This is a genomic window from Streptomyces graminofaciens, assembly GCF_030294945.1.
GTDB lineage: Bacteria > Actinomycetota > Actinomycetes > Streptomycetales > Streptomycetaceae > Streptomyces > Streptomyces graminofaciens.
Genome location: NZ_AP018448.1, coordinates 4,823,525 through 4,847,830, shown reverse-complemented (window position 1 = coordinate 4,847,830; position 24,306 = coordinate 4,823,525). Strand labels below are relative to the sequence as shown.

Annotated in this window: 22 protein-coding genes; 12 read left to right on the top strand and 10 right to left on the bottom strand. The window is 69.4% G+C overall.

Translation table 11 applies throughout. The annotated features are described in order from the left end of the window. The first annotated feature begins 135 nt into the window (after positions 1-135). Entirely contained in the window at positions 136-804 is a 669-nt protein-coding gene (locus SGFS_RS20475) for a response regulator transcription factor (protein WP_286252240.1), read from the top strand. Continuing rightward, complete coding sequence (locus SGFS_RS20470) at positions 801-2,231, top strand: sensor histidine kinase (protein WP_286252238.1); 1,431 nt, start codon at positions 801-803, stop codon at positions 2,229-2,231. Before SGFS_RS20475 ends, SGFS_RS20470 begins: the two co-directional genes overlap by 4 nt. 122 nt (positions 2,232-2,353) lie before the next feature. Here SGFS_RS20470 and SGFS_RS20465 read toward each other — a convergent pair whose 3' ends face one another. The 4 genes from SGFS_RS20465 to SGFS_RS20450 form a co-directional block, all read right to left on the bottom strand. Beyond that, complete coding sequence (locus tag SGFS_RS20465; RefSeq protein WP_286252237.1) at positions 2,354-2,830, bottom strand: MarR family winged helix-turn-helix transcriptional regulator; 477 nt, start codon at positions 2,828-2,830, stop codon at positions 2,354-2,356. Between the two features lie 130 nt (positions 2,831-2,960). After that, complete coding sequence (locus SGFS_RS20460; protein WP_286259990.1) at positions 2,961-3,758, bottom strand: AIM24 family protein; 798 nt, start codon at positions 3,756-3,758, stop codon at positions 2,961-2,963. A 2-nt stretch (positions 3,759-3,760) separates the two neighbouring features. Then, complete coding sequence (locus SGFS_RS20455; RefSeq protein ID WP_286252235.1) at positions 3,761-4,411, bottom strand: AIM24 family protein; 651 nt, start codon at positions 4,409-4,411, stop codon at positions 3,761-3,763. A 1-nt stretch (position 4,412) separates the two neighbouring features. Further along, complete coding sequence (locus SGFS_RS20450) at positions 4,413-5,045, bottom strand: AIM24 family protein (RefSeq protein WP_286259989.1); 633 nt, start codon at positions 5,043-5,045, stop codon at positions 4,413-4,415. 191 nt (positions 5,046-5,236) lie between these two features. Here SGFS_RS20450 and SGFS_RS20445 point away from each other — a divergent pair, with 191 nt between their 5' ends. The 4 genes from SGFS_RS20445 (at position 5,237) to glxA (ending at position 9,884) form a co-directional block, all read left to right on the top strand. Continuing rightward, positions 5,237-5,590: a DUF3817 domain-containing protein gene (locus SGFS_RS20445; protein WP_286252234.1), complete on the top strand. Its 354-nt coding sequence runs from the start codon at positions 5,237-5,239 to the stop codon at positions 5,588-5,590. After that, positions 5,587-5,880 carry an MTH1187 family thiamine-binding protein gene (locus tag SGFS_RS20440; protein ID WP_286252232.1) on the top strand — a complete coding sequence of 98 codons (294 nt, stop codon included), beginning with the start codon at positions 5,587-5,589 and terminating at the stop codon, positions 5,878-5,880. The genes SGFS_RS20445 and SGFS_RS20440 overlap by 4 nt, the downstream gene beginning before the upstream one ends. A gap of 221 nt (positions 5,881-6,101) precedes the next feature. Then, positions 6,102-7,925: a glycosyltransferase family 2 protein gene (locus SGFS_RS20435; RefSeq protein ID WP_286252231.1), complete on the top strand. Its 1,824-nt coding sequence runs from the start codon at positions 6,102-6,104 to the stop codon at positions 7,923-7,925. A 3-nt stretch (positions 7,926-7,928) separates the two neighbouring features. Then, positions 7,929-9,884 carry a radical copper oxidase GlxA gene (glxA, locus tag SGFS_RS20430; protein WP_286252230.1) on the top strand — a complete coding sequence of 652 codons (1,956 nt, stop codon included), beginning with the start codon at positions 7,929-7,931 and terminating at the stop codon, positions 9,882-9,884. Between the two features lie 9 nt (positions 9,885-9,893). Here the strand turns inward: glxA and SGFS_RS20425 are convergent, their stop codons facing one another. Beyond that, positions 9,894-10,961, bottom strand: coding sequence for a glycoside hydrolase family 6 protein (locus SGFS_RS20425; protein ID WP_286252229.1), 1,068 nt, complete (start codon positions 10,959-10,961; stop codon positions 9,894-9,896). Positions 10,962-11,166: 205 nt separating this feature from the next. On the opposite strand from SGFS_RS20425, the gene SGFS_RS20420 reads away from it, so the two are divergent. After that, positions 11,167-11,676, top strand: a complete 510-nt coding sequence (locus SGFS_RS20420) for a MarR family winged helix-turn-helix transcriptional regulator (RefSeq protein ID WP_286252228.1) — start codon at positions 11,167-11,169, stop codon at positions 11,674-11,676. 36 nt (positions 11,677-11,712) lie between these two features. Here SGFS_RS20420 and SGFS_RS20415 read toward each other — a convergent pair whose 3' ends face one another. Further along, the gene (locus SGFS_RS20415; RefSeq protein WP_286252227.1) at positions 11,713-12,054 is read right to left on the bottom strand and encodes a DUF3817 domain-containing protein; all 342 of its coding nucleotides are present in this window, start codon (positions 12,052-12,054) and stop codon (positions 11,713-11,715) included. A 94-nt stretch (positions 12,055-12,148) separates the two neighbouring features. Between SGFS_RS20415 and SGFS_RS20410 the strand changes: the two genes are divergently transcribed. After that, a complete protein-coding gene (locus tag SGFS_RS20410) occupies positions 12,149-13,849 on the top strand; it encodes an acyl-CoA mutase large subunit family protein (protein ID WP_286252226.1) in 1,701 nt (566 codons plus the stop codon). Between the two features lie 152 nt (positions 13,850-14,001). Here SGFS_RS20410 and SGFS_RS20405 read toward each other — a convergent pair whose 3' ends face one another. After that, the gene (locus SGFS_RS20405; RefSeq protein ID WP_286252225.1) at positions 14,002-14,652 is read right to left on the bottom strand and encodes a TetR/AcrR family transcriptional regulator; all 651 of its coding nucleotides are present in this window, start codon (positions 14,650-14,652) and stop codon (positions 14,002-14,004) included. A 208-nt stretch (positions 14,653-14,860) separates the two neighbouring features. Between SGFS_RS20405 and SGFS_RS20400 the strand changes: the two genes are divergently transcribed. From SGFS_RS20400 to SGFS_RS20385, 4 genes are all read left to right on the top strand, one after another. Next, positions 14,861-15,838: a tetratricopeptide repeat protein gene (locus SGFS_RS20400; RefSeq protein WP_286252224.1), complete on the top strand. Its 978-nt coding sequence runs from the start codon at positions 14,861-14,863 to the stop codon at positions 15,836-15,838. A gap of 648 nt (positions 15,839-16,486) precedes the next feature. Continuing rightward, on the top strand, positions 16,487-17,125 hold the full coding sequence (locus SGFS_RS20395) for a DUF6230 family protein (RefSeq protein ID WP_286252223.1): 639 nt from the start codon (positions 16,487-16,489) through the stop codon (positions 17,123-17,125). A 191-nt stretch (positions 17,126-17,316) separates the two neighbouring features. Next, on the top strand, positions 17,317-17,877 hold the full coding sequence (locus SGFS_RS20390; protein ID WP_286252222.1) for a DUF6114 domain-containing protein: 561 nt from the start codon (positions 17,317-17,319) through the stop codon (positions 17,875-17,877). Then, a complete protein-coding gene (locus tag SGFS_RS20385; RefSeq protein ID WP_286252221.1) occupies positions 17,867-19,192 on the top strand; it encodes a hypothetical protein in 1,326 nt (441 codons plus the stop codon). Before SGFS_RS20390 ends, SGFS_RS20385 begins: the two co-directional genes overlap by 11 nt. Positions 19,193-19,288: 96 nt before the next feature. Here SGFS_RS20385 and pyk read toward each other — a convergent pair whose 3' ends face one another. From pyk to pta, 3 genes are all read right to left on the bottom strand, one after another. Beyond that, positions 19,289-20,719 (bottom strand): pyruvate kinase, encoded by a 1,431-nt coding sequence (gene pyk, locus SGFS_RS20380; protein ID WP_286252220.1) that lies wholly within the window; start codon positions 20,717-20,719, stop codon positions 19,289-19,291. Between the two features lie 127 nt (positions 20,720-20,846). Continuing rightward, positions 20,847-22,058 (bottom strand): acetate kinase, encoded by a 1,212-nt coding sequence (locus SGFS_RS20375; RefSeq protein WP_286252219.1) that lies wholly within the window; start codon positions 22,056-22,058, stop codon positions 20,847-20,849. Then, entirely contained in the window at positions 22,055-24,145 is a 2,091-nt protein-coding gene (pta, locus tag SGFS_RS20370; protein ID WP_286252218.1) for a phosphate acetyltransferase, read from the bottom strand. The genes SGFS_RS20375 and pta overlap by 4 nt, the downstream gene beginning before the upstream one ends. Positions 24,146-24,306: the final 161 nt, after the last annotated feature.

Here is a 24,306-nt window from a genome sequence, read left to right as displayed (position 1 = left end):
CGGACGTTGTCGCCGGTTGCAGTTGGCTTGTGTGCCTCGTCTGCTTTCGACGAGGACCAATCTGGCTGAGCGACGCTGAAGCGGACCTGAAGTCTCCTGAAGGTCTCTTCAGGTTCGGTTTGCCAAGCTGAACGCATGCGCCTGTTGATCGTGGAAGATGAGAAGCGGCTCGCGGTGTCGCTGGCCAAGGGCCTGACGGCCGAGGGATACGCGGTGGATGTCGTCCACGACGGCGTCGAGGGCCTGCACCGGGCGAGCGAGGGGACGTACGACCTCGTGATCCTCGACATCATGCTGCCCGGCATGAACGGCTACCGCGTGTGCGGCGCTCTGCGCGCCGCCGGCCACGACGTGCCGATCCTGATGCTGACCGCCAAGGACGGCGAGTACGACGAGGCCGAGGGGCTCGACACGGGCGCCGACGACTATCTGACCAAGCCGTTCTCGTACGTCGTCCTCGTCGCCCGGGTGAAGGCGCTGCTGCGGCGCCGCGGCCCGTCGGGCGGGGCCTCGCCCGTGCACACGGTCGGCGACCTGAAGGTCGACACCGCCGCCCGGCGCGTGTTCCTCGCGGACGACGAGATCGCCCTGACCACCAAGGAGTTCTCCGTCCTCGAACAACTCGTCGTGCGGGCCGGGGAGGTCGTGTCGAAGTCCGACATCCTGGAGCACGTCTGGGACTTCGCGTACGAGGGCGACCCGAACATCGTCGAGGTCTACGTCAGCACCCTGCGCCGCAAGCTCGGCCCCGCGCTGATCAAGACCGTACGCGGCGCCGGATACAGACTGGAGGCCCGGACATGAGGCGGCGACTGGGGTCCGTACGGGCCCGCGCCACCCTCGCAGCCACCCTCGTCGTCGCCGTCGCCCTGGTCGCCGCGGGGGCCGCCGTACTGCTCGCGCTGCGGTCCAGCCTCATCGACCAGGCGGACGCCGAGGCCGACTCCGTGGCCCGCAACGCCGCCTCGGCGCTGGCGCACGGATTCGCCTACGACAAGCTGATCCTGCCGGACGGCGACGAGAACCCCGTTGAGGTACTGGACCGCAAGGAGAAGCCGGTCGCGGTCGGCGAGGACGTCGAGGGCATCAGCGTGAGCGCCATCGACTCGGACCGGCTGAACTCCGAGACGAACGACGACGCCGACGACCGGGCGGAGGGCGACGCGGAGCCGGAGGACGAGGACACGCTCGTCGCCGGCGAGGTCGCCGACGAGACCTGGTACGGCGAGGGCACGGCGACCGTCGAGGGGGAGACGAAGCACTACCGCTTCGCCGGGGTCGACGTGGTCACGGCGCAGGGTGTCCCGCTCACCGTCTACGCGGGCGCCCCGCTCTCCGTCGAGGAGGACGCCGTCAGCACCGCGTTGACGACGATGCTCATCGGGCTGCCCCTACTGCTGGTGACCGTCAGTGGTGTGACCTATGTCGTGACCAAGCGGGCCCTGCGCCCGGTCGAGGGCATCCGCGCCGAGATGGCCGCCATCACGGCCTCCGAGGACCTCTCGCGCCGCGTCCCCGAGCCCGCCACGCACGACGAGGTCGCCCGCCTCGCCCGTACGACGAACGAGACCCTCGCCGCCCTGGAGACCTCGGTGGAGCGGCAGCGCGCGTTCGTCGCGGACGCCTCGCACGAACTGCGCAGCCCGATCGCGTCCTTGCGCACACAGCTCGAAGTGGCCGCCGCGCACCCCGAGTTGCTGGACCTGGACGGCGCCGTCGAGGACACCGTACGACTCCAGCGCCTCGCCTCCGACCTGCTGCTGCTCGCCCGGCTCGATGCGGGGGAACGGCCGCAGCCGGACGCGCGGTTCGACCTCGCGGCCGTCGTACGGGAGGAGACGGAAGGACGGGACGGCGTGACCGTCGAGGGCGGCACCGGACCGGTCGAGGTGCGCGGATCGCGGAACCAGGTGTCCCGCGTCCTCGGCAACCTGCTGGACAACGCCGGGCGGCACGCCCGTGAGCGGGTCGCCGTCGCTCTGCGCACCGAGGGCGACTGGATCGTCCTGGCCGTCGCCGACGACGGCACCGGCGTACCGCCCGCCGACCGCGACCGTGTCTTCGAGCGCTTCGTCCGCCTCGACGAGTCCCGCGCGAGGGACGACGGCGGCGCGGGCCTGGGCCTGGCGATCGCGAGGGACATCGCCGTACGACACGGGGGAACGCTCACGGTCGGGGACGCGCCGGGAGGCGGAGCCCTCTTCGAACTCAGGTTGCCTCAGAAGGGATAGGGGCGCGGGGCCGCATCGATGTGCGGCCCCGCCGCGCGGGCGCGACCAGCCACGACGAAAGCCGCGGCCGAAAGCAGTCCCGCAGTCCCCCCCGACACCTCACCGGCGCCCCGAGCGGAACGCTACGGCTTGCCCCGATGGCTGCGCAGGTGCTCCGCGATGGGTGTCAACGACTTGTGCAGCTCGTCCAGGGCCTCCGCCGGCAGCAGATCGATGAAATGCCGCCGCACGGAGGCGACATGATGTGGCGCCACCTTCTTCATCGTCTCCATGCCGTGCTCGGTGAGCACGGCATACAGCCCGCGCCGGTCGGACTCGCAGTTCTCGCGGCGTACCAGGTCCGCGTTCTCCATCCGCGTGATCTGGTGCGACAGGCGGCTCTTCGACTGGAGAGTGGCGGACGCGAGGTCGCTCATCCGCATCCGTACGCCCTCCGACTCGGAGAGGTTCACCAGGATCTCGTAGTCGTTCATAGTCAGGCCGAACGGCTGCAGGTCCTTTTCGAGCTGGTAGGTGAGCAGCCTGTTGACCTCGAGGTGGGTGCGCCAGGCGCACTGCTCCGCATCGGTCAGCCAGCGCGTGGCCGTTTCGGTCTCCATGGATGAAGTCTACCTAAAATGTTGAAAGGCGAACTAGCGAGGGCAAGGGCGTGTCGGCATTTGGCATGACAACGTGCCCGTGTCCATCATGACGCGTACACGCTCGATGTCACACTCCGCAGACTACCGCTCACAGCCCGAAGCGACGCTGGAGGTCCCCCAGCTGTCCGGGAAGGCGCGGTGCCCCCGGTTGCTGTCCTTGGTACCCCGGCATCCCGCCGCCGCCCGGCACCCCCGGCTCGTGCGGGACCATGCCCGTGGCCTGCTCGGCCATCAGCATCTCGGAGGACTGGAGCAGCACCGTGCCCGCCCCGACGAACTCGAACTGGTGCTCCTCGCCGGAGGCGCCGCCGATGCCCGTCAGCGCACGTAGGCCGCCCATCACGCCCGTCATGTACCCGTGGTCGTAGTGGTGGCACGGCGAGGGGCAGTCGGCCCAGCCGACCAGCGCCTGCGGGTCCACCCGGATGGGGGGCTCCATGAAGACGACAGGGCCGTTCGAGGCGGCCACGAACTTTCCGGTCCCGATCAGTGTCAGGAAGCCCGGAACGATCGACTGCTTCAGCGCGAGACTTGGCTGAAAAGCGAGAAGGTTGCCCGAGCGAATGGTCAGGTTGCCGTCTTCCAGGTCATACGAATTGACGTCGAAGGCCCGGTCGGCGAGGAGCATCTTGCCCGATCCCTCCGCCACGACCCAGTCGCTCGCGTGCAGAGGCGAATGGAACGACGTACGGACGAGCCGGTCCAGCCGACCGTGCCCGATGCCGTTGAACTCCATCTGGCCGTAATACGCGATCATCTTCCCCTTCTGCAGGAACCACTGGCTCCCCTTGAGCTCCACGCAGAAGGTGTAGTTGTTGACGTTGTCGTCGCTCGGCAGCGTCATGGGGTCGTGGACGGTCGGGCCGGCGCCCGGAGCCCCGTACATGCTCACAGCTTCTCCTCCGAGGCCTGGACGTACACCGCACCACTGCCGCTCAGCTCCAGCTGGAACGCCTCGCCGGAGCCGCGGCCCACCATGTCGCGCCAGCCGAGCGCGGTGGACAGCTTGTTGCGTACGTCGCCGTGGTGCGCCACGTACGCCTGGGGGTCCACGTGGACCGGGCGCTGGGGGGTGATCGGGACCTCGATGACACCGCCGTGCGCCATGACGGCGACCGCGCCGTGGCCCTTGAGGGTGGTCGTGAACAGGCCCTGGCCGGTCACCTGGCCGCGGACCATGCCCATGACGCCGCCCTGCGAGCCCATGAACATCGTGCCCTGCTGGAGCGTGCCGTCGAAGGCCAGCAGGCGGTCGGCCTCGACGTAGAGGGTCTCGCCGGTCAGGTTGATCACCTGGATGTGGTGGCCGCCGTGTCCGAACAGGACCGTGCCGCTGCCCTCGACCGTCATCAGCGGCGTCGCCTCACCCGCCACCCGGCGGCCGATCATCGACGCGATGCCGCCCTGGCCGCCCTGCATGTTGGGCGTGAAGGACACCTCGCCCTTGTAGGCGAGCATCGCGCCGCGCTGGCTGAACAGCCGCTGGCCGGGCATGACCGTCGCCTCGATCATCTTGGAGTTGATCTCACGAAAGGGCATGTCACACCTCCCCCGCGATCGTGTTCCGCTCGCTCGGCTGGACGTAGACGAGTCCGTCGCCCTCGAAGCGGATCTGGAAGGCCTCGCCGCCGCCCTCGCCGAGGAGTGTGCGGAACGTCACACCCGACTGGAACGACTGGTGGAGATCACCCTGGTGCGCGATGTACGCCCCCGGGTCGACCGTCAGGGGGTACTGGCGGCTCACCCGCAGCACCACCGCCGGGCCGTCGGACATGATCGCCGCCTGACCGTGGCCCTCGATGGTCGTGGTGAACAGGCCGTTGCCCTGGGAGGCGCCGCGCAGGCCGGTGAAGCTCGTGCCGGTGCGCAGCCCGCCGTCCGTCGCGAGCAGGTTGCTCGACTCCACGTACAGCTTGTCCCCCTGGAGATTCACGAGGTTGATCTCGGAGGCCCGGTCCGCGAACCAGCAGGTGCCCTGCCCCCTCACCTCCATCAACGTCATCTGCTCGCCGGTCAGTCGACGGGTCACCATCCCGCGGATGCCCTCACCGCCGCCGCTCAGCTTCTTGAACGCCATCTGGCCGTCGTACGCGACCATCGAGCCGTTCTTCGCCTTGACGGCGTCGCCGGTCATCTCGACGGCCAGCACCTTGCTGCCTTGAAGTCGGAACATTGCCACGGAGGGACGGTAACCGGCCCATGGGGGGACAGGACAGGGCCTGGAGGTGGATCTCGACCCTGAAAGGACCCCTAGGACGATTGCCGGGTTGACGGATGCCAGAATGGACGGCGCTTGTGCTTCTGTTCACAAGGACCGCCAAGCGATGCGACGACTCGCCCCGCCGACCCCACCGAAGGTGAACCGTGGACATTAAGACCGCCTCCGCCCTGCGCCGCCTGCGCCTCGTCTCGGCCCCCGAAGCGGTGTCGTTCCTGCTGCTGCTCGTCTGCTCGGTGCTGAAGCGCACCACGGAGTTCAACGCGGTGCCCGTCATGGGCCGGGTCCACGCCGTCCTCTTCATCCTGTATCTGATCTTCTGGGCCGTCGCCTGGATCCGCACCAAGTGGTCGCTGAAGACGGCCGCGCTGTACTTCGCCCTGTCCGTGCTGCCGACCGGCGGTTTCTTCGCCGACCGGAGGCTGCGCCGGGAGGCCGAGAACGCAGTCGACGCTGCGATCGCCTCCCGCGTCAGCAAGGAAGGGATCGTGAACGCGTGATCGTCGCCTTCTCCGTGACTCCGCTCGGCGTCGGCGAGGACGTGGGGGAGTACGTCGCCGACGCCGTGCGGGTCGTCCGTGCGTCGGGGCTGCCCAACCGCACCGACGCGATGTTCACCTCGATCGAGGGTGAGTGGGACGAGGTGATGGACGTCGTGCGGCGTGCCGTCGCCGCCGTCGAGGAGCGCGCGCCCAGGGTGTCCCTCGTCCTCAAGGCGGACATCCGCCCCGGCGTCGCGGACGGACTGACATCGAAGGTGGAGACGGTGGAACGGCACCTGTCCGCGTAGGCCTCCGGCTGTGTTCAGCTCTCAGACCCCGGTCCACCAGGGCCGGGGTTTTCGCGTGTGAGAGCTCGGGTGGGTGGGGTTCGTCGGCGGGCGCGGGTTCGTCGTGGTTGCTCCCTCCCACCCGCGGTCGAACCACCCACCGTTCGGCCCCCCTCAGTTCGACACACCCCCCATTCGGCCCTTTCGTAGAGATATCGACTCGTTCGATCACGGGAGGCGCTGTGCGGCCGGAGGGATACGACTACGACAGCCACAGCGTGCTTGCCGGGCCGCTCACGGAGCCGCCCGGATCGGCGTACCAGGTGCGATACATCAGGCTTCTGTCGCGCGAGCCGCACCGAATACGGGCCGTCCTGCTGATGACGCTCGCCCCCGTCCTCACCGGCCTCCTGCTGGTCTACCTGGTGTGGCCCACCCACTGGGTCTCCCGCGAGGGCGCCGACAGTTGGCTCGTCGGGCTCGACGTGACCATGCTGATAGCCATCGGGCTGATCGAGCTGTTCATGGTCGTCAACGTCGCCTCGATCGCCCACGCGACGATGGTCGCCCGCGACCCCGTCCCCGTCGTCCCCGAACCCGGCACCCGCGTCGCCTTCCTCACCACCTATGTCCCGGGCAAGGAACCCCTCGCCATGGTCCGGGCCACCCTCGAAGGCGCCACCCGCATCCGGCACACCGGCCCCCTCGACGTCTGGCTCCTCGACGAGGGCGACGACGACCACGCCAAGGCCCTCTGCGCGGAACTGGGCGTACGCCACTTCACCCGGCACGGCGTTCCCGAGTGGAACCGGCCCAGGGGCCCGCACAAGGCCCGTACCAAGCACGGGAACTACAACGCCTGGATCGCGGCACACGGCGAGGAGTACGAGTTCTTCGCCTCCGTGGACACCGATCACGTCCCGCTCCCCAACTTCCTGGAGCGGATGATGGGGTACTTCCGGGATCCCGACGTCGCCTTCGTCGTCGGGCCCCAGGTGTACGGCAACTACACCACCGCCGTCACCAAGGCCGCGGAGTCCCAGCAGTTCCTCTTCCACGCCCTCATCCAGCGCGCCGGCAACCGCTACCGCGCCCCCATGTTCGTCGGCACCAACAACGTCGTACGCATCGCCGCCGTCAAGCAGATCGGCGGGCTGTACGACTCCATCACCGAGGACATGGCCACCGGGTTCGAACTGCACCGGCGCCGCAATCCGGGGACGCGCAGGCACTGGCGGTCCGTGTACACGCCCGACGTGCTCGCCGTCGGTGAGGGTCCCGTCTCCTGGACGGACTTCTTCACCCAGCAGTTGCGCTGGTCGCGCGGCACCTACGAGACGCTCTTCAAGCAGTACTGGAAGGCACCCTTCACCATGCCCTGGGGCCGCCTCTTCTCGTACACGCTGATGCTCGTCTACTACCCGATGACGGCCGTCAACTGGCTGCTCGGCATCGTCAGTTGTGTGCTGTTCCTGTGGTTCGGGGCGTCCGGCACGCAGGTCGCCGCCTCCGTCTGGCTGATGCTCTACAGCGACGCGGCCGCCCTCCAGATCGGGCTGTATCTGTGGAACCGGCGGCACAACGTCTCGCCCCACGAGCCGGAGGGGTCCGGAGGGCTGGCCGGGATGGCCATGTCCGCGCTCTCCGCGCCCATCTACCTGGAGTCCCTGGGGGCCGCGCTGCTCCGGCTGCCCTGCCGTTTCGTCATCACCCCCAAGGGCGGGGACGCCAGCGCGGACCGGCTGCCGACCTTCCGGGTCCATCTGTTCTGGGCGACGGTCCTGGCGTCCTCGCTGACCGCGTCGTTCGTCCTCGACCACAGCCATGCGGCCATGCGCACCTGGGCGGTCCTCGCCCTGGCGGTCTCGCTCGCGCCCGTCGCCGTGTGGATCGTCACCCGGCACCGGGCCCGCCGGACGAGCGCCGCCCACCGGACCGACCGCCGCGACGCCGCGACGGCCGCGGCCAGGCTCGACGACGGCCCCGAACCGGCGCTCGCCGCCACCCCGGGCACCGCGGTGACCCCCGCCCCGACGGTCTCCGGCACCACGACAGGAGGCAGCTAGGACATGGCCCGCCAGCTCTCGAAGAAGACGAAGAAGCTCCTGCTCGGTGTCGGCGCCTTCGCGCTGCTCGTCGGTCTCAACGCCCCGGCCGCCATCGGCTTCGCACAGGAGCAGTACTACGAGTGGAAGATCGCCCAGCCCGGCTACCGGGCCAGATACGGCTCCTGGAAGCAGGTCGACATCCCCGAGAAGTACCGCACCAACGCCATCCACGCGGCCCTGCTGCACACCGGCAAGGTGCTGATCGTCGCCGGGTCGGGCAACGAGCAGAAGAAGTTCGACAAGGGCGACTTCGACACCGTGCTGTGGGACCCGGTGAGGAACACCTTCAAGAAGATCCCCACCCCCGAGGACTTCTTCTGCTCCGGGCACGCCCAACTCCCCGACGGCCGCCTCCTGGTCGCCGGCGGCACCGCCCGCTACGAGTTGCTGGAGGGCGAGGTCGAACGGGCCGGCGGCGGTATGCGGGTCAAGAACGAGAACCCCGACAAGGCGGTCGTCCTGAAGAAGGGCACCCGCTTCCGCTCACCGGCCGGCGTCGAGTACGTCAGCCGCTTCGACGTCACGGTCCCCAAGGCCGAGCGCACCTTCGACGTCACGTACGACGAGGCCGGGGTGATGCGGCCCTGGAAGACCAGCGTCAAGCCGAGCGAGGCCCGGGTCTTCGTCGAGTCCGCGAAGAAGGGGGAGCGCTTCGTCACGGCCAAGCAGGCCCAGTACGAGATCGTCGGCCTCAAGGGCGAGGACGCCGACAACACGTACGGCCTCTCGGAGAAGATCACCATGGACAAGCAGGACTTCCAGGGGATCAGGGCGGCGTACGAGTTCGACCCGAAGGCCGAGAGGTATGTGCCGGTCGACCCGATGGACAAGGCCCGCTGGTACCCCACGCTCGTCGGCCTGGCGGACGGGCGTGTGCTCGCCGTCTCCGGACTCGACGACGTCGGTGTGGTGGACCCCGGTGACAACGAGATCTACGACCCGAGGACCAAGAAGTGGAAGCCGGGCCCCAAGCGGTACTTCCCCACGTACCCCGCCCTCTTCCTCACCAAGGGCGGGAAACTCTTCTACCCCGCCTCGAACGCCGGCTACGGCCCCGACGACCTCGGCCGCGCACCGGGCCTGTGGGACCTGAGGACGAACAAGTTCAAGAAGGTGCCGGGTCTGACGGACCTGGACCGGACGGAGACCTCGGCGGCCGTGCTGCTCCCGCCCGCGCAGGACCAGAAGGTGATGATCCTCGGCGGCGGTGGCGTCGGCGAGTCCAAGAAGGCCACCTCGCGCACGGCGGTCGTCGACCTGAAGGCGGACAACCCCTCCTTCAAGGACGGCCCCGACCTCCCGCACGGCACGCGCTACCTCAACAGCGTGCTCATGCCGGACGACACCGTCTTCACCTCCAACGGCTCCAGGGACTACCGCGGCCGCAGCGCCAGCAACATCCTCCGGGCGCAGTTCTACGACCCGAAGTCCAACTCCTTCCGTACGGCCGCCAACCCCAGGGTCGGCCGCAACTACCACTCCGAGGCGCTGCTCCTGCCCGACGGCCGGGTCGCCACCTTCGGGTCCGACCCGCTCTACGACGACCAGCAGAACACCAAGCTGGGCCACTTCGAGCAGCGCATGGAGATCTTCACCCCGCCGACCCTCCACAAGTACGGCAAGAACCGGCCCGCGCTCGGTGAGGGCCCGCAGGAGCTGGACGCCAAGGGCCGCGCGACCTTCGCCACGCTGCACCCGGAGCGGGTGGTGACGGCCCGGCTGATGCGCCCGAGCGCGGTCACGCACAGCACGGACGTCGAACAGCGCTCCATCGCCCTGGGGGTCACCAAGACCCGCTACTCGGTCACCGTCGACGCACCGACCGACCCGACACTGGTCCCGCCGGGCTGGTACATGCTGTTCGTGGCGGACGCACAGGGGACGCCGTCGGAGGCGAAGTGGATCCAAGTGAAGTGAACAACCGCCTCACTGCGCCTTGGAGTTGCGCGCCAGCCCCAGGGCGTAGTCCGGCCACCACTGCCCGGCCGCCGGGCCGCCCCGGCACTCCCCGTCCGACTCCCCGGGCCGCTTGATCCACAGGTAGGCGTCGAGGGCGGGCTCGTCGGTGTCGACGGTCGGCGGGGTGCCGAGGGCGCGGCCGGGCGGGTTGCACCAGGCCTCGGCGCGGTCGCCGGCGAGCGGGCCGTTGCCGTTGCGGCTGCTGTCGACGACGAAGTGCTTGCCGCCGAGTTCCTCGGACAGGCGCAGCCCGTACGCCTTCGTCGTGGCGTCGGTCTGGAAGTTGGAGACGTTGAGGGAGAAGCCGTCGGCGCGTGCGACACCGGCCCGCCGCAGCGGGTCGACCAGCCTGCCCGAGTCCTTGATCCAGGCCGGGTTGCCCGCGTCCAGGTACACCTTGGTCTCGGGCTGCTCCTTCAGCCGGTCGATCGCCTCGCCCAGCAGCCGTTCGCGCTCGGCGTGGTACTCGCCGGGGGTGCAGCCGTCCACGATGTGCGCGATCGCGTCGGGTTCGAGGACGACGAGCGCCTCGCTGTCGCCGATGGCGTCGGCGAACGCGTCGATCCAGTCCCGGTAGGCGTCCGAGTCGTGCGCTCCGCCGGCCGAGTGCTGGCCGCAGTCGCGGTGCGGGATGTTGTACGCGACGAAGACGGCGGTTCGGTCCTCGTCGTCGGCGGCCCTGGTCGCCGCGCGGATCATGGGCACCGGGTCGTCGCCCGCGGGCCACAGCGCGGCCGGGCGGTCCGCGATGCGCCGCAGCAGCACGGCGTCCTTCTCCCGCCCCTCCCGCTCCCAGCTGTCGACCTGCTGGGCGGCGGGACTCGACGGATCGACCCAGAACGGCGATCCGGCCGCCGACCGGACCCTCTCGTCGGCCTCCTCGGTGGCATCCCCGACGACGGAGGCCTCACCCACCCCGGCGGGGATCTCGGAGGAGCAGCCGGCCGTGAGCGGGAGGGCGGCCAGGACGGAGAGCGCCGCGAGGAAACGGATCGGCGTACGGATGACGACCGAGGTACGGATCAGCCGGGACATACCGCTCCCTTGCGCTCCCGGAGGGGTGACATTCTGTGGCGATTTGTCGCCTATAGTCCCATGGGGAGAGAGATCGTCCCGGCTACGACACCGGCGGCAAGGCGTCCGGGAAGGCGCCGCGGGCGGGTGTGATGGGGGTCATGGTCACCGACCGACAGGCGAGACGGGGCTGACCATGATGTGACCGGCCGGTAGGGTCGATGCCGTGCCGAAGCCGCTCAGCCTCTCCTTCGACCCCATCTCGCGTGCCGACGAGCACTGGAAGCAGCGCTGGGGAAACGTACCGTCCATGGCCGCGATCACCTCGATCATGCGCGCCCAGCAGATCCTGCTGGCCGAGGTCGACGCCGTCGTCAAGCCGTACGGGCTGACCTTCGCGCGCTATGAGGCCCTGGTGCTGCTCACCTTCTCGCAGAAGGGCGAGCTGCCGATGTCCAAGATCGGCGAACGGCTCATGGTGCATCCCACGTCGGTCACCAACACGGTCGACCGCCTGGTGAAGTCGGGTCTGGTCGACAAGCGCCCCAACCCCAACGACGGCCGTGGCACCCTCGCCTCCATCACGGACAAGGGCCGCGAGGTCTGCGACGCGGCCACCCGCGACCTGATGGCCATGGACTTCGGCCTCGGCGCGTACGACGCGGAGGAATGCGGGGAGATCTTCGCGATCCTGCGCCCGCTGCGGGTGGCGGCGGGGGATTTCGAGGAGGAGTGACCGCCGCCCGCAGGCTGCTTCCCGGCGCCGCCGGGGTCAGGCCGTGGCGGGATCCGGGGTCGCTTCCTCGATGATGAGCGGCTCGACCTCACGGGTCACCCGGCGTTCGACGAAGAAGGCGGCGGTCGGGACCGTGCCCGCGAGGAGCACCCACAGCAGGCGTCCGACCGGCATCTTCGCCTTGTTGCCGAGGTCGAAGGCGAAGACGAGGTAGAGCACGTAAAGCCAGCCGTGGGCAAAGCCGACCACGGTGACGAAGCCGTCGAAGCCGTCCAGGCTCAGCACACGCTTCGCGATCACGCCCGCCGTCAGCAGGATCAGCAGGACAGCGGTGACATAGGCCATCACGCGGTAGCGGGTCAAGACGCTCTTCTTCATGGCGTCGAGCCTAACGGGTGTCTTTCGGCGCCCCGCGCGCGCGTCCTGACCAGCATAACTGTCACTTACTAGGACGTCCTAGTAAATTAGGTGCATGGACGCTGACGCCATCGAGGAGGGTCGCCGTCGCTGGCAGGCCCGCTACGACGCCGCGCGCACGCGCGAGACGGACTTCACCACGCTCTCCGGCGATCCCGTGGAGCCGGTGTACGGGCCCCGGGCCGGGGACCGGTACGAAGGGTTCGAGCGGATCGGGTGGCCGGGGGAGTATCCGTACACCCGCGGGCTCCACCCGACCGGCTATCGAGGGCGGACGTGGACCATTCGGCAGTTCGCCGGGTTCGGGAACGCCGAGCAGACCAATGAGCGGTACAAGATGATCCTCGCCAACGGGGGCGGGGGCCTGTCCGTCGCGTTCGACATGCCCACGCTCATGGGGCGGGACTCCGACGATCCCCGGGCGCTCGGCGAGGTCGGGCACTGCGGGGTCGCCATCGACTCCGCCGCCGACATGGAGGTGCTGTTCAGGGACATTCCGCTGGGGGATGTCACCACCTCCATGACCATCAGCGGGCCGGCCGTTCCCGTCTTCTGCATGTACCTCGTCACCGCCGAGCGACAGGGGGCCGACCCCGCCGTGCTCAACGGGACGCTCCAGACCGACATCTTCAAGGAGTACATCGCACAGAAGGAGTGGCTCTTCCAGCCCGAGCCCCATCTGCGGCTCATCGGGGACCTGATGGAGCACTGCGCGGCCGGCATCCCCGCCTACAAACCGCTGTCCGTCTCCGGGTACCACATCCGGGAGGCGGGGGCCACGGCCGCGCAGGAGCTGGCGTACACGCTGGCGGACGGGTTCGGGTACGTCGAACTGGGGCTCAGCCGTGGGCTCGATGTCGACGTGTTCGCCCCCGGGCTCTCCTTCTTCTTCGACGCGCACGTCGACTTCTTCGAGGAGATCGCCAAGTTCCGTGCCGCGCGGCGCATTTGGGCGCGGTGGATGCGGGATGTGTACGGGGCTCGGTCCGACAAGGCGCAGTGGCTGCGGTTCCACACCCAGACCGCCGGGGTCTCCCTCACCGCCCAGCAGCCGTACAACAACGTCGTACGGACCGCCGTCGAGGCGCTCGCCGCCGTGCTCGGCGGGACCAACTCGCTGCACACCAACGCCCTGGACGAGACCCTCGCGCTGCCCAGCGAGCAGGCCGCCGAGATCGCGCTGCGCACGCAGCAGGTGCTGATGGAGGAGACCGGGGTCGGCAACGTGGCGGATCCGCTGGGCGGTTCGTGGTACGTCGAGCAGCTGACGGACCGGATCGAGGCGGAAGCGGAGAAGATCTTCGAGCAGATCAAGGAGCGGGGGCTCAGGGCGCATCCCGACGGGCGGCACCCCATCGGGCCCGTCACCTCCGGCATTCTGCGCGGGATCGAGGACGGGTGGTTCACCGGCGAGATCGCCGAGTCCGCCTTCCGGTACCAGCAGTCGTTGGAGAAGGGCGAGAAGCGGGTCGTGGGCGTCAACGTCCACACCGGGTCCGTGACCGGCGATCTGGAGATCCTGCGGGTCAGTCACGAGGTGGAGCGTGAGCAGGTGCGGGTGCTGGCCGAGCGGAAGTCGCATCGCGACGACGCGGCTGTTCGTGCGGCGCTGGAGGCCATGCTCGCGGCCGCGCGGGACGGTTCGAACATGATCGAGCCGATGCTGGAGGCGGTGCGGGCCGAGGCGACGCTGGGGGAGATCTGCGGGGTGCTGCGGGACGAGTGGGGGGTCTATACGGAGCCGGCCGGGTTCTGAGGGGCGGGTGGGGGTGGCGTGGCTTGTTCTCGCCCGCGCCGCCCCACCCATACCCGTTCCCTGGGGCCCATTCCCGTCCCCTGGGGCCCATTCCCGTCCCGTGGGGGCCGCGGCCCCCGGACCCCCGCTTCTCGGCCCGGACGGCCTCGTCCTCAAGCGCCGGACGGGCTGTCCGGTGCGGGACTCTGCTGGGGAGTCAGGCCGAGCAGCAGCACCCTCGTGAAGCTCCGTGCCCACTGCTCGTCCGCCGGTTCCGCGCTGACCAGGGTGCGGTGGACCACCGCACCCGCGACCATGTCGAAGATGAGGTCCACCGTGCGGGCGGACTCCACCGGGTCGGACTCCGGGGGGAGTTCGCCGCGGGACTGGGCGCGGGCGCGGCCCTGGTGGACCAGGCGTTTCTGGGGGGCGACGACCGCGGCGCGGATCCGTTCGCGCAGGGCCGCGTCGCGCGTGGACTCGGCCACGACCGCCATCAGGCCGCTCTTCGCCTCGGGGCGGGCCAGCAGCGCGGCGAACTGCAGGACCACGCCCTCGATGTCGGCGGCCAGGCTGCCCCGGTCGGGCAGTTCCAGCTCGTCGAAGAGTGCCGCCACGGCGTCCACGACCAGCTCGTTCTTGCCCGCCCAGCGGCGGTAGAGCGTGGTTTTCGCCACCCCGGCCCGTGTCGCCACGTCCCCCAGCGTCAGCTTGGACCAGCCCAGCTCGACCAGGGCCTCACGGGTCGCCGCCAGGATCGCGGCGTCCGCGGCGGCGCTGCGCGGGCGGCCCGTGGCGCGGGAAGAGGGGCTGCGGCTCTGCATCCGTCGACCATATCCGGCCGTTCCCGAGGTCTTCCGGATGTCTTTCGCGACGTCGTGAGGCAGATCACCGGGGAGTGGGTACGTCAGTGGGTGCAGAGCGGTCGCGAGCACAGTTACGCTACGACCCGTAGCGAAAGCGGGCGGCGGTGGGGCGCCGGCTTTCCCGACGCTTTTTCACGCGCGCGCTCGGAAGGGGGAGGATGTACTCATGCAGCCACGGAACATGTCCATGAGCGGAGTCGTCGACCTCGCCGCGGTGAAGGCGGCCCAGGAGGCCAAGGCGAAGGCGGAGCAGGCGCGCGCCGAAGCGGCCCGGCAGGGCGGGGGAGGGGCCGTGTCGCCCGCCGATCTCGTCATCGACGTAGACGAGGCCGGGTTCGAGAGCGAGGTCCTTCAGCGGTCCACCGAGGTGCCCGTCGTCATCGACTTCTGGGCCGAGTGGTGTCAGCCCTGCAAGCAGCTCAGCCCGGTGCTGGAGCGGCTGGCCGTCGAGTACAACGGCCGGTTCGTCCTCGCCAAGATCGATGTCGACGCGAACCAGATGCTGATGCAGCAGTTCGGTGTCCAGGGGATCCCGGCCGTCTTCGCCGTCGTGGCGGGGCAGGCGCTGCCCCTCTTCCAGGGGGCCGCCCCCGAGCAGCAGATCCGCGCCACGCTGGACCAGCTCGTGCAGGTCGCCGAGGAGCGCTTCGGGCTGACCGGCCTCGTCGTGGACCCGGACGCCGAGCCCGGCGCCGCCCCCGAGGTGGCCCCGCAGATCCAGGCCGGTCCGTACGACCACCTGCTCGAAGCCGCCGTACAGGCCCTGGACGCGGGCGACTTCGGCGGTGCGGTGCAGGCGTACAAGAACGTGCTGAGCGACGACCCGGGCAACACCGAGGCCAGACTGGGCCTCTCGCAGGCCGAGTTGCTCCAGCGGGTGCAGGGTGTGGACCCGCAGGACGTGCGCAAGGCGGCCGCCGAGGACCCCGCCGACGCACAGGCGCAGATCGCCGCGGCGGACCTGGATCTCGTCGGCGGGCATGTGGATGACGCCTTCGGTCGACTTATCGACACGGTGCGGCGCACGGCGGGGGATGACCGGGAGGCCGTACGGGTACGACTGTTGGAGCTGTTCGACGTGGTCGGCGGCGACGATCCGCGGGTTGCCGCGGCGCGGCGGGCGTTGGCCCGGGCGCTGTTCTAGAGCCGGGTCCGGCCTCGGTCCGGTCCCGTCCCCGGTGCCGTCGGGGCGGGGCGGTGGCGGGGTGAGGGATTTGGCGACACAGTGACTTTGCGGCCGCGCTTTACCAAATCTTGGTAATTCGCGGCCGCTGTTACTTGAAGTAAGAGAACCGCGTCGTTGTGTCGGACTCTGTCCGACTGTCAACCGAAGTGTCACGTCACCCGGAGGCACCCTGAGTCGTCGGCCGATGCCGATGGGTCGTTGTTCGGTTATCCGTCCGTTACTAGCCAGTAACGACCCCCCTTGCGGGGGCGACGAGAATGCACCACGATCGGCGACGCTCGGTCCGTTCCCGTACCCCGTCAGCCAGTCGGGTCAAACGGATTTCTGGATCCCCACCGAGTAGAGCCGGCGACAGTGGCGTCGGTTCTTGGACAGGGGGGTCTCTGCCAACGGCGGAGCCTGTCCAGCAGGTTGTGCGTGATGCGTGTCAGGCGCGACCAGTGGTTGTCGCTCGGGGGTGATCGCCGGTGATTCGGGCGCTTCGGCGCCACCGAGCGCGGGCGCTCTCCTTCCCGAGGACGTAGCACTTCTCCCATCCCTGCCCGGCCGAGCCGCCGTCACGGGGCGATCCGGTGTCAGGAGATGTACGTCCGAGAAGGAGGAAACATGGGTTCCAAGCCGCGTGGCGGGACCAGATGGAAGCGCTTCGCTGTGGTCATGGTCCCCAGCGTCGCCGCGGCCGCAGCAGTGGGCATCGGGCTTGCGCAGGGTGCGCTCGCCGCGTCGTTCACCGTCTCCGGCCAGCAGTTCAAGGTCCGGGCCGGTCACCTCGAAGGTGACGGGTTCGCCCAGTACGGCGGTCTGGTCGACGGTTACACGTCGATCGCTGGCGACAAGACCACCAAGCGTCCGGTGGCGATCTCGTCGTTCAACACCGCGACGATCAACAACCTGTGCCAGTCGCTGAAGACGGACATCCCGCTGTTCGGGACCGTCTACATGCGTATTGACGCGGGTTCGGACAAGAACAAGCCGGTCGAGGCCAAGCAGCTCTACCTCGACATAGCCCAGCTCGATGGCGATGCCGAGTTCACCAACATGGACATCGGTGTGGCCGTCAAGGACCAGAGCAAGGGTCCCGCGGTCAAGGACAAGGGCGTTCTGCCGGGCGGCTTCGCCCAGCAGGCCGACAAGGCCGTGCTCGACAACGCCGAGCAGGTCGCCTGGTCCACCACGGCCGGCACGTTCAAGCTGAGCAACCTGAAGCTCAGGCTCGGTACGGACTCCAAGATGGAGTGCTTCTGAGCCTCCATCGCGCGAGTACCCCTGGGTACTTGAGCTGACGGTCGGGCGGGGAAGCCCGTGCTTCCCCGCCCGTACGGTCCGCCCGACGCGCCATGCGCCGGGTACCGCTCTTCGCGCGTTGAACTTCGCACACCTCTCCACGGCGGCATAGCCGGTACGTACTTCCACCGGATCCAGGGAGCTGTTTTTCCATGAGTGCCGAGACTCCGGTCCAGAGCGCCGGGACCTTCACCCGGGCACGTCTGCGGTTTCGCGACTGGCGGGGCGACCGGCCTTTCTGGGCGGGCCTGTTCACACTCCTCAGTGGTCTGCCCATCGCTTACTTCCCGTACGCCACCCTCAAGCTGGGCCAGATGTCGATCGCCATGGCGACGACGGGTGGCGCCGGCTCCCTGATCATCGGCGTACTGCTGGTCACGCTGGGCCTGACGATGTGGTTCCAGCAGGCCACCCGGATCTTCGCCGGTGTCGCCGCGATCGTGTTGTCCCTGGTGTCGCTCGTGGTGTCCAACTTCGGTGGATTCGTCATGGGCTTCCTGCTGGCGCTGATCGGTGGCGCGCTCGCCCTCTCCTGGGCGCCGGGCGAGGAAGGGGCCCCCGAGGCCGCCCAGTCCGACGGCCCGAAGGAGGTGCCGTCCGCCGATGTCGCCCCCGGGCCGGTCGCCGACGCGGGCGAGCACGGCCTGCCGGTGCCGCAGACCGCGGACGCCGGCGCGTCCGACAACGACAACGGGAGGAACCGTGCCGGCTGAGCCGATGGGGGACGAGTCCGCGGCCGGGTCCCGTACGAGAACGGGGCCGCGCCACGCGGCCCCCAAGAAGCCGCTGCTCACCAGGCTCCATGTGCCGACCGGCAAGGCGATAGCCCTGGCGGCGATGCCGACGGCGGTCCTCATGGGCATGGGATTCACGCCGACGCTCGCCCTGGCCGACGACCCCTCGTCGTCGAAGAGCCTGACCGCCGACGAGTACAAGGACTGTGTCTCGGCCCTGGAGGGCGAGGACGCCGAGGAGACGACGGCCACGCCGTCGCCGTCGGCCTCCGCGAGCGAGAGCGCGTCCGAGGACAAGGACGAGGACAAGAGCGAGGACACGACGTCCGACTCCTCCGACTCCGGTTCCTCTTCGTCGGATTCAGGTTCCGACGACAAGGACGACGACACGGCCGAGCCCACGCCGACCGACACCGCGACCCAGGACACCTCCACCGGTGACGACGCGTCCACGGACACGTCGTCCTCCTCCACGGAGACCACCGAGGAGAGCGGCGGCAACGTCCTGGAGGACATCGGCAACGCGCTCGAGGACATCTTCACCCCCGGCGACACCGACGACGCCACGTCCGACGACGCCGCCGCCTCGCCCTCTGCCACCCCGTCCCCCTCGGCCTCCGAGGACGAGACCGACACGGCCGGCGATGCGAAGGAAGAGGCCGAGAAGGACGCCAAGGCCGCCACGACGGACGACGACACCGCCAAGGACGTCACCGACACCGTCGAGGACGCGGCCGAGAAGGCCAAGGAGGACACCGACACGGCCTCCTCCAGCCCGAGCCCGTCCCCGAGCGAGACAGAGCTCCCGAAGAGCTGTGTGGCCGCCACGGACGACGAGAGCGGTGTCGAGAAGGGCATCCCGCTCCTCGCCGACGACCCGTGGACCCTCGAAGCCAGCTCGCTGACGCTCAAGGGGGCCGACTACAAGGGCATCGTCAAGGTGAAGACCGCCGACGGCACGGTGAAGGAGGTCCTGAAGTACGTCGTCTCCGACGGCACCGACATCGGCGACCTCCACCAGATCGTCGACGACCCGGCCGCCGGGGTGCAGTACCACGTGAAGGCCGGCAAGGGCACGACGTCCGAGATCACCGGCGGCAAGACGGTCATGTACACCGAGAGCATCTCCGGCAACCTGCTGGGCCTGATCCCGGTCACCTTCGACCCCAAGCACCCCCCGCCGGTGAACATCCCGTGGATCTACTTCACCAAGGTGAAGGTCATCCAGGCCGCCCAGTTCGGCGGGACCCTCAAGGTCCCCGGGATGCAGCAGTCCATCACGCCGCTCGGCTGAGGACCTCAGGACCACACCGGGAGCCGCACAGCACCGAGGGCGCCCCCTGCCACAGGGGGCGCCCTCGATGTCGTACAACGTCCTTCGCGGTGCCTGTCAGTCCCGCGCCCCGCCGCCCAGGTGATGCACCCGGACCATGTTCGTGGTGCCCGGGACGCCGGGCGGGGAGCCGGCGGTGATGATGGCGATGTCGCCCTCCTTGAAGCGGTTGAGCTTGACCATCTCCTGGTCGACCAGATCCACCATCTCGTCCGTGCTGTTCACGAACGGCACGACGTGGGACTCGACGCCCCAGCTCAGGGCGAGCTGGTTACGCGTCGACTCGTCGGTGGTGTACGCCACGATCGGCTGGGACGCGCGATAGCGGGACAGCCGACGGGCCGTGTCGCCGGACTGGGTGAAGGCCACCAGGGCGCGGCCGCCGAGGAAGTCGGCGATCTCGCAGGCGGCACGGGCGATCGAACCGCCCTGCGTACGCGGCTTCTTGCCCGGCACGAGCGGCTGCAGGCCCTTGGAGAGGAGCTCCTGCTCGGCCGCCGCGACGATCTTCGACATCGTGCGGACCGTCTCCAGCGGGTACGCGCCCACGCTGGACTCCGCCGACAGCATGACCGCGTCCGCGCCGTCCAGGATCGCGTTGGCGACGTCGGACGCCTCGGCGCGCGTGGGGCGGGAGTTGGTGATCATCGACTCCATCATCTGGGTCGCCACGATCACCGGCTTGGCGTTGCGGCGGCACAGCTCGATGAGCCGCTTCTGCACCATGGGGACCTTCTCGAGCGGGTACTCGACGGCCAGGTCGCCACGGGCGACCATCACACCGTCGAACGCCATCACGACGTCCTCCATGTTCTCGACCGCCTGCGGCTTCTCCACCTTGGCGATCACGGGGACCCGGCGGCCCACCTCGTCCATCACCTTGTGGACGTCCTGCACGTCGTTCGCGTCCCGCACGAACGACAGCGCCACCAGGTCACAGCCCATGCGCAGCGCGAACCGCAGGTCCTCGACGTCCTTCTCGGACAGCGCCGGCACGTTCACCGCCGCGCCGGGCAGGTTGATGCCCTTGTGGTCCGAGATGACACCGCCCTCGATGACCTCGGTGCGCACCCGCGGACCGTCGACCTCGATGACCTTCAGCTCGACATTGCCGTCATTGATGAGGACCTGGTCGCCCGGGGCGACGTCACCGGGCAGACCCTTGTACGTCGTACCGCAGATGTGCTTGTCACCCGGCACGTCCTCGGCGGTGATGGTGAACTCGTCACCGCGCACCAGCTCCACCGGGCCCTCGGCGAAGGTCTCCAGGCGGATCTTCGGGCCCTGAAGGTCGGCGAGGACACCGATGGCCTTGCCGCTCTCGGCGGAGGCGGCCCGGACCCGGTCGTAGCGGCCCTGGTGCTCGGCGTGGCTGCCGTGGCTGAAATTGAAGCGGGCCACGTTCATGCCGGCCTCTATCAGGGCGACGAGTTGCTCGTGGGAGTCGACCGCGGGGCCGAGAGTACAAACGATTTTCGAACGGCGCATGGGGCGATCCTATCGGTTTGTTTCGCTACGGAATATTCCGGCTGGTGGAATACCCAAATGGGCGGCTGTGCGCTCAGGCGTGTTACCGGTGTGTATTGCCCGGCTGCTCAGTTGTTCTTTTCGTAGCTCAGATGTTCTTTACGACCAGTGCGTACGTCTGGGTCGCGATCTCCAGTTCCTCGTCGGTCGGTACGACGGCCACGGCGACCCGTGCGCCGGCCGGCGAGATCAGCCGCGGCTCGTCGCTCCGTACGGCGTTGCGGGCGTCGTCGACCGCCAGGCCAAGCCCCTCCAGGCCCGCGACGGCGGCCTCCCGCACCGGTGCCGCGTTCTCACCGACACCCGCCGTGAACGCGACCGCGTCCACCCGGCCCAGCACCGCGTAGTAGGCGCCGATGTACTTCTTCAACCGATGAATGTAGATGTCGAAGGCCAGCTTCGCCCGTTCGTCGCCCTCGTCGATACGTCGGCGTATTTCCCGCATGTCGTTGTCGCCGCACAGTCCGATCAGACCGCTCTTCTTGTTGAGGAGAGTGTCGATCTCGTCCGTGGACATTCCGCCAACGCGCATCAAATGGAAGATGACGGCCGGGTCCATGTCTCCGGAGCGCGTACCCATCACGAGCCCCTCCAAAGGCGTCAGCCCCATGGAGGTGTCCACGCACCGGCCGTTCTCGACCGCCGAGGCCGACGCCCCGTTGCCGAGGTGCAGCACGATCACGTTCACCTCTTCCGGCGCCCTGCCCAGCAGTTCGGCCGTCGCCCGGGCCACATACGCGTGCGAGGTGCCGTGGAAGCCGTAGCGACGGACGCGGTACGCGTCGGCGGTCTCCACGTCGATCGCGTAGCGGGCCGCCGACTCCGGCATCGTCGTGTGGAAGGCCGTGTCGAAGACGGCGACCTGCGGCAGGTCCGGGCGCAGTGCCTGCGCGGTGCGGATACCGGTGAGGTTGGCCGGGTTGTGCAGCGGCGCCACCGGGATCAGCCGCTCGATCTCGGCGAGTACGGCGTCGTCGACGACCGTCGGCTCGGTGAAGCTCTGCCCGCCGTGCACGACGCGGTGGCCGATCGCGGCCAGCTCGGGGGAGTCGAGCCCCAGCCCGTCCTTGGCCAGTTCCTCGGCGACGGCCTTGAGCGCGGCCTCGTGGTCGGCGATCGGGCCGGTCCACTCGCGGGACCCACCCCCGTCGGTGAGCGGCGTGTGCTTCAGCCGGGAGGTCTCCTCGCCGATGCGCTCGACCAGGCCGACGGCCAGGCGGCTGCTGTCGCGCATGTCGAGCAGCTGGTACTTCACCGACGAGGAGCCGGAGTTGAGGACGAGGACGCGGGAGGAGCTCACTGGGCGGTTGCCTTCTCGCTGGGGGACTGGGCCTGGATCGCCGTGATGGCGACGGTGTTGACGATGTCCTGGACGAGCGCGCCCCGGGACAGGTCGTTGACCGGCTTGCGCAGCCCCTGGAGGACCGGGCCGACCGCGATCGCGCCGGCCGAGCGCTGGACGGCCTTGTAGGTGTTGTTGCCGGTGTTGAGGTCCGGGAAGATCAGCACGCTGGCCTGCCCGGCGACCTCGGAGCCCGGCAGCTTGGTCGCGGCCACGGACGGCTCGACTGCGGCGTCGTACTGGATCGGCCCCTCGATCTTCAGATCGGGGCGCCGGGAGCGGACGATCTCGGTCGCCTCCCGCACCTTGTCGACGTCGGCGCCGGAGCCGGACGTCCCGGTCGAGTACGACAGCATCGCGATCCTCGGTTCGACGCCGAACCGCTGTGCTGTGGCGGCGGACTGGACGGCGATGTCGGCGAGTTGCTGGGCGTTGGGGTCCGGGTTCACCGCGCAGTCGCCGTAGACGAGCACCTTGTCGGCGAGGCACATGAAGAAGACGGACGAGACGATGTCGGCGTCCGGATTGGTCTTGATGATCTCGAAGGCGGGCCGGATGGTGGCGGCCGTGGAGTGCACGGACCCCGAGACCATGCCGTCGGCGAGCCCCTCCTGCACCATCAGCGTGCCGAAGTAGTTCACGTCCGACACGACGTCGTACGCCAGCTCGACGCTGACGCCCTTGTGGGCGCGAAACCCGGCGTACAACTCGGCGAAGGTGTCACGCAGCTCGGAGGTCCGCGGGTCGATCAGCTGGCTGTCGCCGAGGTCGATGCCCAGGTCGGCGGCCTTCTTGCGGATCGTGTCGACGGGCCCGAGGAGGGTGAGGTCGCAGACCCCGCGCCGCAGCAGCACCTCGGCCGCGTGCAGCACGCGCTCCTCGGTGCCCTCGGGCAGGACCACGCGGCGCCTGTCGGAGCGGGCCTGTTCGAGGAGGGTGTGCTCGAACATCATCGGGGTGACGCGGTCGCTGCTGGGCGCGGAGACCCGGGTGCTCAGCTCGGCGGTGTCGACGTACCGCTCGAAGAGCCCGAGGGCCGTCTCCGCCTTGCGCGGGGTCGCGGCGGTCAGCTTCCCCTCCATGGTCACGAGTTCGGACGCGGTGAGGAAGGACGCGGACTCGACGGCGACGACCGGGGTGCCGGGCGCGAGGCGGGCGGCGAGGGTGAGGACCTCGTCGCTGGGCCGCTCGTTGAGCGTGAGCAGCACACCCGCGATCGGGGGGGTGCCCGCGCTGTGCGCGGCGAGGGCGCCGACAACCAGGTCCGCGCGGTCGCCGGGGGTGACGACGAGGCAGCCCGGGGTCAGGGCGTTGAGGAAGTTCGGCAGCATGGCGCCGCCGAAGACGAAGTTCAGGGCGTCACGGGCGAGGCCGGAGTCGTCGCCGAGGAGGACCTTGCCGCCCAGCGCGTGGGTGATCTGCGCGACGGTCGGCGCGGCGAGCGCGGGCTCGTCGGGGAGGACGTAGACGGGCGCGGGGAGCCGGGAGCCGAGCCGCTCGGCTATCTCCGTACGGTCGGCCGGGGCGACCCGGTTCACGACCATCGCGAGGACGTCGCAGCCGAGGCCCTCGTAGGCGCGGTAGGCGTTGTGCGTCTCCGCGGCGACGGACTCGGCGGTCTGCCCCCGCCCGCCGACGACGGAGATGACGGACGCGCCGAATTCATTGGCCAGCCGCGCGTTGAGGGAGAGCTCGTCGGGGAACTGGCTGTCCGCGAAGTCGGTGCCCAGCACGAGGACGACGTCGAAGTCACGGGCGACGGCGTGGAACCGGTCGACCAGCGTGGAGACCAGCTCGTCCGTGCCGCGCTCGGCCTGGAGCGTGGACGCCTCGTGGTGGTCGAGGCCGTAGACGGTCGTCGGGTCCTGGGAGAGCCGGTAGCGGGCGCGCAGCAGATCGAAGAGCCGGTCCGGACCGTGGTGCAGCAGCGGGCGGAACACCCCCACCCGGTCGACCTGGCGGGTCAGGAGTTCCATGACCCCCAGCTCGACGACCTGGCGGCCGTCGCCGCGGTCGATCCCGGTCACGTACACGCTGCGCGTCACGTGGGCTCTCCGTTTCATGTGTGGCGGGTGTGGGTTCATATGTGGCGGGTGCGGGTGCGGGTGCGGGTGCGGGTGCGGGTGAACGAAAATCACCGTCGTGGCGGACGGAAACCCTCTTGACAATACCCTTGGCGATAGGTAATACGCCCGTCAGGTCGCGG

Bases quoted from the DNA above. Each gene is read 5' to 3' on its own strand.
- SGFS_RS20475 (WP_286252240.1), top strand. From the start codon at position 136: ATGCGCCTGTTGATCGTGGAAGATGAGAAGCGGCTCGCGGTGTCGCTG.
- SGFS_RS20425 (WP_286252229.1), bottom strand. From the start codon at position 10,961: ATGTCCCGGCTGATCCGTACCTCGGTCGTCATCCGTACGCCGATCCGT.
- SGFS_RS20395 (WP_286252223.1), top strand. From the start codon at position 16,487: ATGGGTTCCAAGCCGCGTGGCGGGACCAGATGGAAGCGCTTCGCTGTG.
- SGFS_RS20410 (WP_286252226.1), top strand. From the start codon at position 12,149: ATGGACGCTGACGCCATCGAGGAGGGTCGCCGTCGCTGGCAGGCCCGC.
- SGFS_RS20390 (WP_286252222.1), top strand. From the start codon at position 17,317: ATGAGTGCCGAGACTCCGGTCCAGAGCGCCGGGACCTTCACCCGGGCA.
- SGFS_RS20470 (WP_286252238.1), top strand. From the start codon at position 801: ATGAGGCGGCGACTGGGGTCCGTACGGGCCCGCGCCACCCTCGCAGCC.
- SGFS_RS20460 (WP_286259990.1), bottom strand. From the start codon at position 3,758: ATGTACGGGGCTCCGGGCGCCGGCCCGACCGTCCACGACCCCATGACG.
- SGFS_RS20415 (WP_286252227.1), bottom strand. From the start codon at position 12,054: ATGAAGAAGAGCGTCTTGACCCGCTACCGCGTGATGGCCTATGTCACC.
- SGFS_RS20405 (WP_286252225.1), bottom strand. From the start codon at position 14,652: ATGCAGAGCCGCAGCCCCTCTTCCCGCGCCACGGGCCGCCCGCGCAGC.
- SGFS_RS20450 (WP_286259989.1), bottom strand. From the start codon at position 5,045: ATGTTCCGACTTCAAGGCAGCAAGGTGCTGGCCGTCGAGATGACCGGC.
- SGFS_RS20465 (WP_286252237.1), bottom strand. From the start codon at position 2,830: ATGGAGACCGAAACGGCCACGCGCTGGCTGACCGATGCGGAGCAGTGC.
- SGFS_RS20455 (WP_286252235.1), bottom strand. From the start codon at position 4,411: ATGCCCTTTCGTGAGATCAACTCCAAGATGATCGAGGCGACGGTCATG.
- glxA (WP_286252230.1), top strand. From the start codon at position 7,929: ATGGCCCGCCAGCTCTCGAAGAAGACGAAGAAGCTCCTGCTCGGTGTC.
- SGFS_RS20400 (WP_286252224.1), top strand. From the start codon at position 14,861: ATGCAGCCACGGAACATGTCCATGAGCGGAGTCGTCGACCTCGCCGCG.
- pyk (WP_286252220.1), bottom strand. From the start codon at position 20,719: ATGCGCCGTTCGAAAATCGTTTGTACTCTCGGCCCCGCGGTCGACTCC.